This window comes from Aeromonas sp. s10 (assembly GCF_040907975.1).
Classification (GTDB): domain Bacteria; phylum Pseudomonadota; class Gammaproteobacteria; order Enterobacterales; family Aeromonadaceae; genus Aeromonas; species Aeromonas caviae.
In genome coordinates this window covers 35,368-50,814 of sequence record NZ_JBFOCV010000003.1, presented here as the reverse complement: position 1 = coordinate 50,814, position 15,447 = coordinate 35,368, and the positions used below count along the sequence as shown (strand labels likewise).

Genomic DNA, 15,447 nt, shown 5'->3' with positions numbered 1-15,447 from the left:
GGAGCAATAAGATGAAATTGAAGTCACTCGCCTTGTTTGTCGGGGCATGTTGCGGGCTGGCAGTGCCCGCAGTATCGAATGCCGCCGAGAGTTTTGGCTTCCACGGTTATATTCGTGCCGGCTCGATGTTTGACGCCAAGGACAACTTCGCCAAGGCGGGGTACGAATATGAGATGGACAAGACCATGGGGCGCCTGGGCTCCGAGCTGGACAACAGCTGGGAAGCGGGCCTGAACAAGTTGTGGGATCTGGGCAGCAACAAGTCGGTCAACATCCACTTCAAGGTGGAGTCCGATGCCGACGGCCTGCAAACCCGTGCCGCGCCTCGCGAAAGCGGTGTGTCAGAAACCTATGTGGAGCTGGGTGGCATCACCCCGACCGGGACCATGTGGGGCGGCCTGCGCTATTACGACCGCGAGAACTACATCTGGACCACCGACTATTTCTACACGGACTACTCGGGAACCGGCGTCGGCATCAAAGCCATGGAGATGGCGGGTGGCAAGTGGGACTTTGCCTATATCAACAGCAACGACACCAGCCACTCCGACCGCGCCAATGGCACTGAAGCCACCATGCACACCCTCCACACTAGCGCCCTCTACGGTGCCTGGGACATGGAGATCGCACTCAAGCAGATGCCCAGCAACGAGTTCACCGGCGACAACAAGCAATATGCCACCAAGGGGGCAGAAGGAACCGTCATCTATTCCCGCGACGACTTCTTCTTCATGCCGGGCGGCTTCTCCAAGTTCATCGCCCAGGCAGGACGTGGGCTGGGTTCAGGGGACTTGCTGGGTGCCAACCTGACCAATACCGCCATGTATCGCAAGGGCTCCCTGTATCAGAAGACACTGCAGGACAAGGCGGATGGCTATAAACCCTACCAGTCCAAGGTGATGGAAGGCGATCAATCCTACCGCCTCTTCCTCTGGGGTGGCTGGTATGGCGCCAATATTCATCTGCTGCCGACCCTCTCCTACCAGTACAACGATTACGAGCTGGGTGGCCATGACTCCTGGTATGCCGCATCTCTGCGCCCGGTATTCCCGATCAATGAGTTCTTCTCCATCCAAACGGAAGTCGGATATGTGAAAAACAACCTGATCATCGACAACGTCGAACGGGGTGGCACCTCTCACAAGGTCAGCATAGTGCCGACCTTCACCGTCAATACCGGCATGGGGCCCTCACCGGAGATCCGCATTCTGACGACCTATGTCGATCACAACAACGAGACCCCCTGGCAGGAAGACCGGGAAGATTTCCTGGTCGGTGTACAGGCGGACATGTGGTGGTAGGTTAGGTCGCGATACTTATCTGCACTATAATCTCGGGTCCCTTGGGGGGCCCGCATTGCATACGAGGAAACACGATGAAGGGAACGAAGCAGTGTCTGCCTTTCCTGGTCAGTCTGCTGATGGCCGGATGCGCCGGCATGGGCCCGGAGCATTCGCCAGGATCGGCAGTCTCCGCCCTGCAGCAACAGGTTGAACAAGGTCGGGAACAATTGTCGAACAAGGTGGCGGTCGAGTCATTCAAGGAACTTCGCTTCCAGTCCCTCGGGCAGGAGAGCCGCTGGATCGATGTGAGCACCGACAGCCAGGTCTATGCATTTGATTCAGGCAAAAGCTATGTAATGGCCTTCTCGCTGCCCGAAGTCAGCCAGGCAACTCGCGTCAAAATAACCATTCCGGTCGACTATACCGTCTTCCTGCCCAGCATCCTGTTGCTGGACGAGCAATACAACGCCGTTCAAACCATTCCCGGTTCCACATTCAGTTATGACGGTCGTTCGTTAATTTCAGGGCAGAACATTCAGGGGGAATTCACCATTCCGGCCCCCATTGGCAGCGCTCGGGCCGCCTATATGGTGATCTATTCCACGGCGAAGGACATGCAGGGCAGTACCCGGCTCAACCCGGACGATCTCCAGCGCGCCATGCAATATGATCGCACCACGGATGTCGCCCGCCTCATCAATGTGGAAGTGCCTCACTCTGCTACCGGACGCCTATATTTGACGCTGGACGCAGAGCCTGCTGCGAATGCGACACAGATCGCAAAAATCATATCGCCCGTGATGGCCTCACCAGATAAATCGTTGGGTGAACTGGATTATTATCAGCATATTCGCACTGCCGTTCAGAGCAAAAACTATGAGCAGGCGCTCGCCTGGGTCAAAGCCGCCGAGCAAGCCGGTTTTACCAAGGCAAAAGAGGTCTTTTTTGCCGCCCAGCAGTAGCATTCCCTCCCCTGGCAAGGCGCATCATCGCTTGTCACCACCAGGGGAAACGGGTATCCTAACTTGCTGATTTATTAAGAAGATATTCATATAACACTGGCCATGACCAGGGGTTTTCACAGTCGAGTACGGAGGGGGGATGTCGAAGTCAGCTCAGGAGAAAAAAGCCACTGTCTATGATATCGCCCGCCGAGCCGGTGTCTCGGCAAGCACTGTATCCCGGATATTGAACGGCTCGGCCAAAGTGGCCGCAGATAAACGTCAGGCGGTGGAAGATGCCATTCAGGAATTGAATTTTCGTCCCAACCTGATGGCGCAATATTTGAAAACGGGTCAGTCCATGACCCTGGGTGTTTTGACCCAACATGTGGAGAGTCCATTTTCCAACGAAATGTTGCGGGGTGTTGAACACACTCTTCAGGGCATGGAGTATGTGCCACTGATTGTCAGCGGTCACTGGAATGCGGAAGAAGAAGTTGAGCGGTTGCGCCTGCTGGTAGCCCGGCGGGTTGATGGCCTTATTATTTTGACCGGCCACGTCAATCAGCAAACACTGCTCGAGTTTTCCCAGCAAATACCGATTGTGGCCACAGGTCACAATATCATGACCGAGCGGGTACACTCCTTCAGCATCAATAACCGGCTGGGTGGCTACATGGCGACTCGCTATTTATTGGATCTGGGTCATCGTGACATCGCTCATATCGTCGGTTTACCGGATCATAACGATGCCATCGAGCGTCATCATGGCTATCGCCAGGCCCTGGTGAGCGCAGGTATCGAATATGACCCCTCCCTGGTCATCCAGGGGGATTTCGCCGAAGTCGGCGGGCTCAATGCCGTCAAGAAGCTGGTGGAGAGCGGCCGGAAATTCTCCGCCATCTTCTGCGCCAACGATCAGACCTGTTACGGTGCCATTCTGGGGCTCAAGCAGTGCGGCTTGCGGGTGCCTGAGGATGTCTCGCTCATCGGTTTTGACGACCTGCCCTTCTCTACTTATTCCAACCCGCCATTGACCACGGTACGTCAGCCCATCTACGAGATGGGTGTCAAGATGGTCAAGACTCTGTTGGGTTTGATCGAGAACACGGAGCTGAACTCGGACGAACTGCCCGAGTTGAGCATTGTGGTGCGTGATACCACACTGCCGTACAAGGGGTGAACACAGACCGGGGCGGTTCCCTGCGCAGCATCAGATCCCAGCACAGCATCAGCGCAAAGCGGCCTTCGGGCCGTTTTTCTTTTGTCAGCCACCTGCCCAGCGAATGACTTGCCCCTGTCGCGTCTTCCACCTTGACTCTCTGACATAGCACAGAGACTACGCACAACCTGGCGTCCCTCTTCTGCCGGCCCCTCAATCCGGCCTGGCCCGATGACACCAGCCAAAGCCTGGCAATCACAACCCGATGAACCCGGTCGACCTGAATGAAACAAGGCGCCTGAAGGCGCCTTGGGGAGTGTGCAGATCCCTGCGGGAGCAGGGCCACCGTCAAGGCGCTGCGAAGGGGGATTCCGTCCCGGTGGCCGCGCTGGTTGCCAGCGTGGGGAGAGGCTCGTCCGCTTCACACAGACTGGCTCTTCTCGTGGCCGCCTTCTGGGGGGGATACCAGTTTGCCAACCCCTGCTGGATGCGCGCGGCGGCCGCTTCCGGCGTCATGGTGCCGAGCACCACGGATTGCGATACCTCCGCAAGCTCTGTGGTAAGCGATGGCTCACCCCGGGTGAGGAACTGCGCCCCCAGACGCAAGGTGGAATCGCAGGTATCCCGCCAGCCCATCATGGTGCTCGCCACCGGGTCCTTGAGCTCGAAGAAGTGATTGGAGAGGGAGAAAAAGCCGGGCACCGAATTGGAGAAACGCTCCGCAAAGTCGGCGCTTGCCATCCACTCCACCAGTTTCAGGGCGGCCTCCTTGTTCGGGCTGGCGGCATTGATGCCGATCCCCATGTCGGTGTGATCGGTGAAATAGCAGGTGTCCCCCTCCCGCGCGACGGGGGGCGGGAAGGCACCAAAATTGACCTTGCCGGTGAACTGGGCCAGCGACCAGGAGCCCGCCACTATCATGGCGGCCTTGCCCGCGGCAAAGGCATCCACCGCCTGTGCTTCGGTGGCATCGGCAGGATGATCCCCTATGTAGGGCCGCCAGCTTGCCAGCTCACGAAACGCCGCCACATAAGGGGCATCGGTCACTCGCGCCTGACCGTTGATCAGCGCCAGGCGGCCATCTTCCCCATGCCAGTAATTGGGACCGATATTCTGATAACCAAGCTCGGAGACCACCCAGCTGTCGTGAGCAGCCAGTGCCAGCGGCAGATAGCGGCCATCCTGCTTCACCTTCTCCAGCACGGCGAAGAAGTCGGCACGGGTTCGCGGCGGTGTCAGCCCAAGGGCGTTGAAGATATCGACATTGAAGTAGAAACCCTGGATCACGGAGGCAATGGGCAGGCAGAAGGTCTGGGCCCCGGAGTCGGTCTGCCAGGCGGCCTTGGCAAAGCTCGGGAAGTTCTCCATCCCGGGCAGGTCCGTCAGATCCAGCAGATGCCCCTGCTGGAACAGCCGCAGGGACTGATCATAAGGACGGCAAGTGATGAGATCCCCCGCCTTCCCTGCCGCCAGCCGCTCGGCAAGCTCCCGATCGTAATCCGCCGAGCGCTGCGAATGCAGCTTAAGGGTGATCTCGGGATGGATCGCCTGAAAACGGGGCAGAAACTGCTCCTTCCAAAGCGCCTCGTCATCCACGCGCCAGGTTTCCAGCACCAGCTCCTGGGATACCGCCGCCGTACTCAGCCCCCAGACCAGCAGGGCACTCACAGATTTCCACATCGCCTCTCTCCTACACCTTGAAACGGGCCACCAGACTCTGCTGCTGGCTGGCCAGCCCCGACAACACCTCACCACTGCTCGCCGATACCCGGGACGCCTGCTCGGTCTCGTGAGCCACGTCTGCGATGGCCGCCACGTGCTGGGCCACTCCCTGACTCACCGAAATCTGCTCCGCTGCGGCATAAGCCATGTGATCCGCAATCTCCTTGATGGCCTCCATGCGCGAGGCGATCCCCGCCAGGGCACTCTCGACATCCCGGGTCTGCTGCACACTCTGCTGGGTCTGCTCATGGCTCTGGGCCATCACGCTCGCCACATCGCGGGCGCATCCCTGCAGGTTGTCGATCATCACCTGGATCTCCTGGGTCGCCCCTTGTGAACGGGTAGCCAGCGCCCGCACCTCCTCGGCCACCACGGCAAAGCCCCGCCCGGCCTCCCCGGCACGGGCCGCTTCGATGGCCGCATTGAGGGCAAGCAGGTTGGTCTGTTCAGCCATGCCACGGATCACCTCGAGAATGTTGCCAATGTTGCTGCTGTAGCCTTCGAGCTTGCGGGTGATCGCCATGGCCCCGGCGATGTCGGTCGCCAGTTGTTCGATGCCATCCCGATTGGCCTGCATCAGATGACGTCCGCGCCGGCTCTCGTCATTGGCCTCCCCCACCTCCCGACGAACATGATCGCTCGAGCGCGCCACTTCGGTCGCACTGGTCTCCAGCTCGAAGATGGCGGCCGCCACCTGATCGGTCTGGGCCTTCTGCGCCTGCACCTGCGACATCACCTGCTCGCCGATCTCCGCGGTCTTGCGCGTCTCGCTCACCAGGTACTCAGAGCCGGTCTGGACCTCCATCAGGAGCGTCTTGGTGTGGTGGGCCAGCTGGTCGATGGAGTTCGCGACCTCACCAAGCTCGTTCCTGGCGGGGTAGCGCACCCGCAGCGTCATGTCCCCTTGTGCCATCAAACCGAGAACCCGATTGATCCGCACCAGCGGCACCTGGATGCTGCGGGCCGTACTCCAGGCAACAATGAGAGCGATGAGCACGGAACACAGGGCCACCATCACGATCCAGGTGCGGGCGCTGTCAACCGCGACGTCGGCACTCAGCCTGTCCTCCTGCATGCTCTGGTTGCTGATGGCGATAAGCCTGTCCAAGACCTCCCCCAGTTGCTGGCTCTGCGCCTCCTGCTGTTCACGCAAGCCATGGAGTTGCTGGCTGATTTGCTGACGGCGCACCAGGGTGGCAATCAGCCCCTTGTCGCCAAATACCAGCTGGGGAATGCGCGCCACATGACGGGTGAACCTGGCCTTGACGTCATCGGGGACAACAATCCGCTCCAGACGCTGGTTCGCAATGTCGATGTCTTTGGCCAGCCCCCCCTGTAGTGCCACTAGATCCGTGTTGCCGTCGGCACGCAGGATCAGCTTGAGATCCCGTGCAATACCGCTGGTGATGAGCTCCGCCTTGTTCTGCAAAGAGCGCCGACCCGCCGTGTAACGCACCAGCAGGTCTGCCGCCGAACGGTAGTTGTCGTCCAGGTGCAGCAGCTCGCTCCGCATCCGTGAGAGCACCCGCTCCAGCTCGACCGACTCTTCGTGCAGGCTCATCAACTGCTCAGAGATGGTAAACAGCCGGGGGGCCTGGTCGGTGACCCGGGCGAGTTGCCGCTCACTCTCGGTATCGAGTGTCAGGGCCGCGAATGCCTTGATGTGCTGCTCATAGCGGACCTTGTCATGGGCAACACGCTGACGGGACTCGGGGAACGCCGACGTCTCCCGGATGGCGAGATGCGCCAGGCTGTCCCTGTCGGCCATCAGCAACGCGGCGCGCAGCCGGCTGGCGGTCAGGGCCTGAGGTGTCGCCTCCTCGGTCACCTGCTGGAAACGACCGTGAATGGAGGTCGTCTTCAGGTAACTGATGGCCCCGAGCAATAGCAACAGGACCAGCAGCAGCGTAAAGCCCAATCTGATCCGCCGTACGATCGACATCCTTCTCTCCCACCTCTCCCTCCGCATAGGGGCGGAGCCGGTTATCAAGGCACCAGGAGCCCGACAGGCATCCTGGTGCATCTGGCTGACGGCTTATCGACTCAACCTGCCCTGGCAATCGAGCCTGACCACTTCCCCTGAGGCCCCCAGCAGAGAAGCCGGTACCCAGCGAACGGTCGCCATGTCGATACGCGCCTGTCCACTGGTACCCAGGATGAAGGGGGTATTGACCTTCGCGAAGTCCATGCCCTCTTCGAGGCAGCGCAGGGGCAGACTCAGGGTCACCCACTTCTGCGGGGGCAACTGGCGCAAGGCCGGAGCAATCTCGATGGATTTGCCGCAGGGCCAGCCACACTGCAGCCCCAGCGTCATGTCCCCCGCTGGCGCCTGCTGCACCCGCAGCGTCACCTGCAGCTCGCTCTCGCCCTTCAGGTAGGTGCGACGATCCGCCCCCTTGACCTGGGTGGTCTGCAACTGGATCGTGGCCCCGGAGTCGACACCCGGCTTGTTAGCCCCGAGGAAGGTGACCGCTCGCGCATCCTGCTGGCGCAGGTAGTCGATGGGCTGAACCTTGATGAAGGTCATCTCGGTCACGCTGTTGCCGGAGACTTCAGTCCCCGTCCAGTTGCTGGCATCCCCCATGCGCAGACGGTGTTCTTCACCCGCCTTTGGCCCGAACAGCTCGAGCACCTTGTCAGCGGCGCTCAGTTTGGCGGGGTCGCTCTCGTTGCAGCCGAAGGTACGATTATCCAGGGTCAGGGTATTGAGGTTGCTGACCCGGGCCGCCACAGGGGAAGGCTTGCCGTAGCTGAGCCCGTAGCCATAGGGGAAGAGCGGTGCGTACTCACCCGCTGGATCCTGCTCGAAGGCTGGGCGCTGCCAGCCCGGGATATGGGTGGGCGTGCGATTGATGGTGGTGGCGCACTTGCTGAAGGGCCATGAGAAGGAGAGGCGTCCCTGGAAGTCATGGGCCACCTTGCCCTTGGCATCCCTGAACAGCAGATCGGTGATCCCCTCCCCCTCGGTGCCCGGCAGCCAGGCGGCGACAAAGGCGGAAGAGAGATTGAGCTCCTCATTGACGTAGAGCGGACGTCCGGAGAAAAGCACGGTCACCACGGGGATGCCGGCCGCCTTCAGCCGCTTGAGGGTCAACAGATCCTCGTGATAGCTGCTCTTGAGATCCCCATAGGCAAGGGTCTTGTTGTCAGGAATGTCGCCGAACCACTCGGCATAGGGATCCTCCCCTATGACCAGGATGGCGACATCGGGCTTGGCTCCCGCAAACTCACCGGATCCCGTGCTCACCTGCACATGATCCGCACCGACGGTGGCGGTCACCGCATCCAGCACGCTCTGGGCACCGGGGAAATCACCGCGCCCGTTCTCGCTGCCTTGCCAGGTCAGGCTCCAGCCCCCCACCTGCTTGCCCAGATCGTTGGCGGCGCTCCCAGCCACCAGCACCCGGCTCTGCCGGCTCAGGGGCAGGATCCTGCCCTCGTTCTTGAGCAGCACCAGCGACTTGCGTACCGCCTCCCGGGCCAGCGCCTTGTGCGTCACGGCACCAAGTTCACCCTGCTTGCCCGCCAGCTCACGGGCCGACGGCATGGGTTTCTCCCACAGCCCGGCCCGCATCTTGACCCGCAGGATACGCGTCACGGCATCGTCGATCCGGCTTATCGGGATCTGCCGGCTCGCCACGCCATCGAGCAGGCTCTGGCGAAACTCCATCCAGTCTTTGCGCGCAGTGACCATGAAGATGTCGACCCCGGCCAGCACCGCAGGCAGGCAGCTCCCCATGGTGCAACCGGCGATCTCGCTGTGACCGTTCCAATCAGAGACGACAAGGCCATCAAAGCCCATCTTGCCCTTGAGCACGTCGGTCAGCAGATAGCGGCTGCCGTGCAGCTTGCCGTTGTACTCAACCCCGTCTTCTGGCAGCACGTCGCGGTTGAGCTCGTTGTGCCAGCTGTTGAACGAAGCCATCACCACCTGGGCACCGGCATCCAGCCCCGAGAAGTAGCCCACCGCGTGCAGGTTGCGCAGGTCCTCTTCCGAATAGAAGTTCTGACCCCGGTCGACCCCGTTCAGGGTACCGCCGTCCCCCACGAAGTGTTTCACGTTCGAGATGACATGGCGCTGGCCGCGCAGATCCGTCGCGGAACCTTGCAGGCCACGCACCATCTCTCCGGCATAGTGATAGACGATGGCGGGATCTTCGGAATAGCCCTCATAGGTCCGGCCCCAGCGATCATCCCTCGGCACCGCCACCGTCGGGGCGAAGGTCCAATCCAGCCCGGTGGCGGCAACTTCCCGCGCCGTCACCTGGCCGATACGGTAGATGAGATCCGGATCCCGCGCCGCCCCCAGGCCGATATTGTGCGGGAACAGGGTCGCCGCGAAGACGTTGTTGTGGCCGTGCACCGCATCGGTCGCCCACATGAAGGGGATGCGATACCCCCTGCCCTCAAAGCCCGCTTCCGCCGCCTGCCAATAGGTGTCGGCCTGGTGTGCCCAGTCCTGGGCCGACGCGTGTTTGTTGTTGCCGGGCCAGCCCCCCCCCCCGTTGAGGACGGAGCCAATCTTGTAGCGCGTCACCTCCTCAGGTGTCACTTCACGAAAGTCGGGCTGGATCATCTGGCCAACCTTCTCCTCCAGGGTCATCCGGGAGAGCAGAGCCTGGATCTGATGCTCCATCCCCTCGTCCCTGGCAATGGCGCTGTGGATCTGCGGCCAGGTGGAAAAATAGGGCATGGTCGACAACTCATCCGCCATCCCGGCACTCCAGATGCCGCACCCCACGAATAGGCAGGTCATAGACCTGGTGAGACCTGTAGTTTTACGCATTTTCCTTATGACTCTCCGGATGTTCTCGTTCATCGCCTGGACTCATCGTTCATGGCGAGTCGTCTTGAAAAACAGTCAAATTTGAAATCGATTGCAAAGATATTAAATGGTAAACAGAAATCTCTTCGTCATTCCAGCAGTATCTTTGTCATGCCATGATAAAGATCCCGCTGAAAGAGAAAATAGTGATGCAACTCACAAACTCGGGGGCGTGCATCACCAGCAGAATACCCAGGAAGGAACAGAGAGAACGGGTAGACTCATGCCAGGAAGATCAACAAAATAAAATTAAAACAATGATTTAAATGCAACCCACCACATTGATTTGCCGCATGAGCTGCCTGGAACGACACCGATATGGCCAAACGGCTGGGGAGTCAGAGGAATGTTGAAAGGATTCAATGGAATTCAATTCAAGTGCATGAATATATCAATAAACGAAAATTTGCCGTCTCCATCACATTTCATAAAAGCAAACTTGATCTGCCAAAAAATTTACTGTTACCTGAATCGTGAAATCGATTTCCACTCAGGGGTTGTGTGTGAATCTTGACAGTGAAATGCGGACCGCAGGATGACTCGGTCATTTTCTGCGTGAGTGCGAAAATCGACGCCATTATTTCCGTCTGTGATCAAAGGGGTAACAATGAAAACATCTCGGCTTAGTGCCCTGACGCTTGCCATGTCTTGCGTCATTGGCTTGCATGGCTGCTCCCTGCCCAGCGCAGGGGCATCTGGTTCAGGTACCTCCTCGGCATCTGCCGGGCCTGTGGGTGAATTGCTGACCAATGGGGGCTTCCAGGGAACCAATGGATGGTGGACGGCCGGGGGGACCCTGAACGCCGAGAACCAGATGGGCTGTATCACCTTCACCGAGTCGGGCTCCAATCCCTGGGATGTCATCCTGGGTCAGTCCAATCTCGGCCTGGTGCAGGGGCAAACCTACAAACTCCATTTCACTGCCATGGCCAAGAGCGACATCAACGTCAAGGCCCTGATCCAGCATGATGGCGCCCCCTACACCAACTACATGGTGCAGGACCTCGCCCTCGGCAGCACGCCCAAACCGTTCGATATCCAGTTCACACCTTCTGCCACTGACGAGAAGACCCAGTTCCAACTTCAGATGGGCACCCAGACACCGACCACTGTCTGTATCGGTGAAGCCACGCTATCGGGCCCCTCCTTGATCAAGAAATCGGAGCTGGGCAGCGTGCGCGTCAACCAGGTCGGCTATCTGAGCAAGGCTCTGAAACGGGCGACCATCGCCACCGACAGCAAGGACTCGCTCCCCTGGACCCTGCGCAATGCCCAGGGTGAGACCATCGCGGAAGGCAAGACCACGCCCTTTGGCCTGAATGCCGCATCCGGCGAGAACGTACAGATTGCCGACTTCAGTCAGGTCACCACCCCGGGCACCGGCCTGGTACTGGATGTCGCCGGCCAGAAGAGTCATCCGTTCAGCATCGGCGATGACATCTATCACACCATGAAATTCGATGCCCTCTCCTTCTTCTATCAGCAGCGTAGCGGCATCGACATCGAAGCCAAATATGTCCAGCGCCCCGACCTTGCTCGCCCGGCAGGACACAAGCCCGAGAACGTAACCTGCTTCAACAAGCAGGACGCCAAGGGCAACCAGTGGCCTGGCTGTGACTTCACGCTGGATGTGACCGGCGGCTGGTACGACGCTGGCGATCAGGGCAAGTACGTGGTCAACGGGGGGATCTCGGTATGGACCTTGATGAACCTTTATGAACGGGAGCAGCTGGCGAAAGAGGGTGACAAGAGCGCCTTTGCCGACGGCAAGGTCAAGATCCCGGAACAGCACAACGGCTACAACGATCTGCTGGACGAGTCCCGCTGGATGATGGAGTTCTTCCTCGCCATGCAGGTGCCCGAAGGCAAGAAGGCCTGGGTGCCGGTAGGCGATCAGTCCAAGCAGCTCGACAGCCTGAAACTGACCGAGATCGATGCCTCCGGCATGGTCTTCCACAAGGTCGCCGACGAAGCCTGGACCGGGATGCCGCTCCCGCCCCACAAGGATCCACAACCCCGTTTCCTGAGCCACCCCAGCACGGCTGCGACTCTGAACCTGGCGGCCACCGCCGCCCAGTCTGCTCGCGTATGGAAAGATCTGGATCCGGCCTTCGCACAGCGCAGCCTGCAGGCAGCGGAACGAGCCTGGAAGGCGGCCAACCGCCATCCGGACGTCTATGCCTATGACAACTTTGTGGGATCCGGTCCCTATGATGACACCAACCTGAAGGACGAATTCTACTGGGCTGCCGCCGAGCTGTTTGCCACCACCGGCAAAGCCGAGTACAAGCAGGCCGTCCAGCAGTCCCCTCTCTATCTGGCCGCCCCCAAGGGGGATCGCAGCGCAAGCGGTGATCTCTACTGGCAGGATCTAAGCAGCGCAGGGACCATCACGCTGGCCATGGTGCCTAACAAACTGGGCAAACAGGAAGTGGAGAAGGCGCGCGCCGCTATCATCGCCGCAGCTGACGGCTACCAGAAGAGCGTGGTGACGGAGGGTTACCTTATCCCCTATCAGGCGACCGAATACCCCTGGGGCTCCAACTCCAACCTGATGAACCGCAGCATCTTCCTCGGGTTGGCCCATGACTTCACGGGAGAGCGCAAATACCTGCAGGCCATGTCCGATGCCATGGACTATGTGCTCGGCCGCAACCCCCTCGACCAGTCCTATGTGTCGGGCTACGGCAGCCGTCCGCTGAAGAATCCGCACCACAGGTTCTGGGCTCACCCCATCGACCCCGCGTCTCCCCTGGTACCACCAGGCGTACTCTCGGGCGGACCGAACTCCATCAACTTCAGCGATCCCGTTGCCTCCACCCTCAAGGGCAAGTGTACCGGCCAGACCTGCTGGAAAGATGAGATTGGTGCCTGGACGCTGAACGAGGTCACCGTCAACTGGAATGCCCCCTTCTTCTGGACGGTCAGCGTACTGGATGAAGGTGGATTGACCCGCTGATCACCCTTCCAATGCTCCGTCCCCGTGACGGAGCATTGTTTTACTCCCCTGCCATTCTTGCCCAGGACAGCTCCCGCACCGGTCGCCACCCTCAGCTTTACGTTTTCCTTTTCCCTTTTCCCTTTTCCATCATCATTCAGAGGCTGACGGCAGCAGAACCCTCTCTTATCGATCATTTCATCTGACCGCACCTTCGCAACCCTGTCATTTACATGTCCGTCTCTTGGCCACCTTATTTGCGCATCCACTTGATCCCTCATTTGCCATCAGATCTGCTGACGCCAACTGGGCATCACCCGCCCCCCGCCTCTTCTACAGTGCCCCGCGCGCGAAGAAGGCGGGACAGCAAGATACCCGGCTCCTGAATCGGGTTTCGTGACCCTCAGCGAGAACCACAAGGAAACCCCAGGCTGAGCCCGCCATCTGAGCAAGACACTGTACAGAGCCCCTTAGCCGCCACCATGACGCCCTGCCACCAGAGGGTGAAGGAGCACGGCGATGGGCTCGGTTACCCGGGGTTGCTGGCATGGTCGCCGGATCGACACCATGCCGAAAGCGCCCCCTGCATCATGCAGGGGTCCAGGAGCAGCATGAAAACCACGACAAACTTGAAATCGATATTTCAAAATACCAAATCGAATAAACATGGCTTAAACCACATCATAAAAACAATTATAACTAACTAATAAATAACGATATTTTATTTTATATGCCTTATATCAGATATCCATCAAGTGATCGCGATCACAATTACAAAACCCCATTCGTGAAATCGATTTCCCACTTTGTTGCATCGATCTATAGTGAGCCCAGCTTAATAACTGAGGAATGATCATGAAAAAAATCATGTTGTGCTGCTCTGCCGGGATGTCCACCAGCCTGCTGGTGAAAAAAATGCTGGTAGAAGCCGAAAAACGGGGCCTGGCTGCCGAGATCAAGGCTTTTGGCGCATCGGAGTTCGATGACCAGATGCCCCATTACCAGGTGGTCTTGCTGGGACCGCAGATCAAGTACATGCAACCGGAGTTGCAAGCCAAGGCGGCGGCTCACGGCATCAAGGTACAACCTATCGACATGATGGATTACGGCATGCAGCGCGGCGACAAGGTGCTGGACTACGCCCTGTCCCTGATTGGTTAAGCGTGCTCACAAGGAAGGACACACACTATGAGTTCACTCTATGGGATGCTGGTCAAGTTGATCGAACAACGGATCGGCCCATTGGCAGGAAAACTGGGCCAGCAACGCTATGTTCTGGCCATCCGTGACGGTTTTATTGCCGCGCTGCCGTTCATGATCGTCGGCAGCTTCATGCTGGTCTTCATCTTCCCACCCATCTCCAGCGAAACCACCTGGGGCTTTGCCAGAGCCTGGCTCGATTTTTCCAACACCTATCGTGCCGAACTCATGTTGCCCTTCAACATGAGCATGGGGCTGATGACGGTCTTCATCTCGGTGGGCGTCGCATCCAGCCTGGCCAAGCAATACTCCCTGGACCCCATCACCACGGGCCTGCTGTCGCTGATGTCGTTCATGCTGGTGGCAGCGCAATACAAAGACGGCACCATCTCCACCCAGTATTTCTCCGGTCAGGGCATCTTTACCGCTCTTATTTGCGCCATCTATTCGACCGAGGTCTATGCCTGGCTCAAGCGCAACAACATCACCATCCGTCTGCCCGAGCAGGTGCCGATGGGGGTGGCGCGCTCCTTCGAGGTGCTGATCCCGGTCCTGGCGATTATCCTGACCCTGCACCCCTTCAACATGCTGCTGCAGGAAACCACAGGCATGATCCTGCCCGAGGCGATCATGTCCATGCTCAAACCGCTGGTGGCGGCTTCCGACAGCCTGCCTGCCGTCTTGTTGGCGGTGCTGTTGTGCCAGATCCTCTGGTTTGCCGGCATCCACGGCACCATGATCGTCACCGGCATCATGAACCCCTTCTGGATGGCAAACCTGGCCAGCAACCAGGCCGCATTGGCCGCCGGCCAAGCTATTCCCCACACCTTCCTGCCCGGTTTCTGGGATCACTTCCTGTTTATCGGCGGCGTGGGCTCCACCTTGCCACTGGCATTCCTGCTGATGCGCAGCCGTGCCGTGCACCTGCGCACCATAGGGCGAATGGGCGTGGTCCCCGGGTTCTTCAACATCAACGAGCCGATCCTGTTTGGTGCTCCCATCATCATGAACCCGGTCTTCTTCCTGCCCTTCATCCTGGTGCCGGTGATCAACGCCATCCTGGCCTGGTTCGCGGTGGATCTGGGTCTGGTTGAGAAGGTCGTGATGCTGACCGCATGGACCACGCCGGCCCCCATCGGCGCCTCCTGGGCGACCAACTGGGCCTTCAGTCCGGTCATCATGTGCTTCATCTGCATGGGGATCTCCGCCCTGATGTATTACCCCTTCGTGCGAGCTTACGAACGCACCCTGCTCAAGCAGGAAGCCGAGACGGCTGAAGCGGAAGAAGCCGCCAGATCAGAAAAAGCAGACACAATCACACCGATTCAGAGTCAGGCGTAAGCGCCAGGCGTGCGGGCGCCACGCCGCCTGCACGC

At 59.3% G+C, this 15,447-nt stretch carries 9 protein-coding genes; 6 read left to right on the top strand and 3 right to left on the bottom strand.

Going from position 1 to position 15,447, the window contains the following annotated elements; all coding sequences use genetic code 11:
- Positions 1–11: 11 nt before the first annotated feature.
- The 3 genes from AB5Y59_RS00270 (at position 12) to AB5Y59_RS00260 (ending at position 3,407) form a co-directional block, all read left to right on the top strand.
- Complete coding sequence (locus tag AB5Y59_RS00270) at positions 12–1,301, top strand: carbohydrate porin (RefSeq protein ID WP_039041336.1); 1,290 nt, start codon at positions 12–14, stop codon at positions 1,299–1,301.
- A 74-nt stretch (positions 1,302–1,375) separates the two neighbouring features.
- Complete coding sequence (locus AB5Y59_RS00265; protein ID WP_134997562.1) at positions 1,376–2,245, top strand: MalM family protein; 870 nt, start codon at positions 1,376–1,378, stop codon at positions 2,243–2,245.
- Positions 2,246–2,384: 139 nt separating this feature from the next.
- Complete coding sequence (locus AB5Y59_RS00260; RefSeq protein WP_041201452.1) at positions 2,385–3,407, top strand: LacI family DNA-binding transcriptional regulator; 1,023 nt, start codon at positions 2,385–2,387, stop codon at positions 3,405–3,407.
- Between the two features lie 327 nt (positions 3,408–3,734).
- On the opposite strand, the gene AB5Y59_RS00255 is transcribed toward AB5Y59_RS00260, so the two are convergent.
- The 3 genes from AB5Y59_RS00255 to AB5Y59_RS00245 form a co-directional block, all read right to left on the bottom strand.
- Positions 3,735–5,066, bottom strand: a complete 1,332-nt coding sequence (locus tag AB5Y59_RS00255) for an ABC transporter substrate-binding protein (RefSeq protein ID WP_124244621.1) — start codon at positions 5,064–5,066, stop codon at positions 3,735–3,737.
- Between the two features lie 10 nt (positions 5,067–5,076).
- A complete protein-coding gene (locus AB5Y59_RS00250; protein WP_368211228.1) occupies positions 5,077–7,050 on the bottom strand; it encodes a methyl-accepting chemotaxis protein in 1,974 nt (657 codons plus the stop codon).
- Between the two features lie 93 nt (positions 7,051–7,143).
- The gene (locus tag AB5Y59_RS00245; RefSeq protein WP_342040264.1) at positions 7,144–9,822 is read right to left on the bottom strand and encodes a glycoside hydrolase family 3 N-terminal domain-containing protein; all 2,679 of its coding nucleotides are present in this window, start codon (positions 9,820–9,822) and stop codon (positions 7,144–7,146) included.
- Between the two features lie 718 nt (positions 9,823–10,540).
- Between AB5Y59_RS00245 and AB5Y59_RS00240 the strand changes: the two genes are divergently transcribed.
- The 3 genes from AB5Y59_RS00240 to AB5Y59_RS00230 all read left to right on the top strand — a co-directional run bounded on the left by AB5Y59_RS00240 (position 10,541) and on the right by AB5Y59_RS00230 (position 15,412).
- Positions 10,541–12,892, top strand: a complete 2,352-nt coding sequence (locus AB5Y59_RS00240; RefSeq protein ID WP_368211227.1) for a glycoside hydrolase family 9 protein — start codon at positions 10,541–10,543, stop codon at positions 12,890–12,892.
- Between the two features lie 834 nt (positions 12,893–13,726).
- Positions 13,727–14,032 (top strand): PTS sugar transporter subunit IIB, encoded by a 306-nt coding sequence (locus AB5Y59_RS00235; RefSeq protein WP_010673339.1) that lies wholly within the window; start codon positions 13,727–13,729, stop codon positions 14,030–14,032.
- Positions 14,033–14,059: 27 nt separating this feature from the next.
- The gene (locus tag AB5Y59_RS00230; protein WP_010673338.1) at positions 14,060–15,412 is read left to right on the top strand and encodes a PTS cellobiose transporter subunit IIC; all 1,353 of its coding nucleotides are present in this window, start codon (positions 14,060–14,062) and stop codon (positions 15,410–15,412) included.
- Positions 15,413–15,447 lie beyond the last annotated feature (35 nt).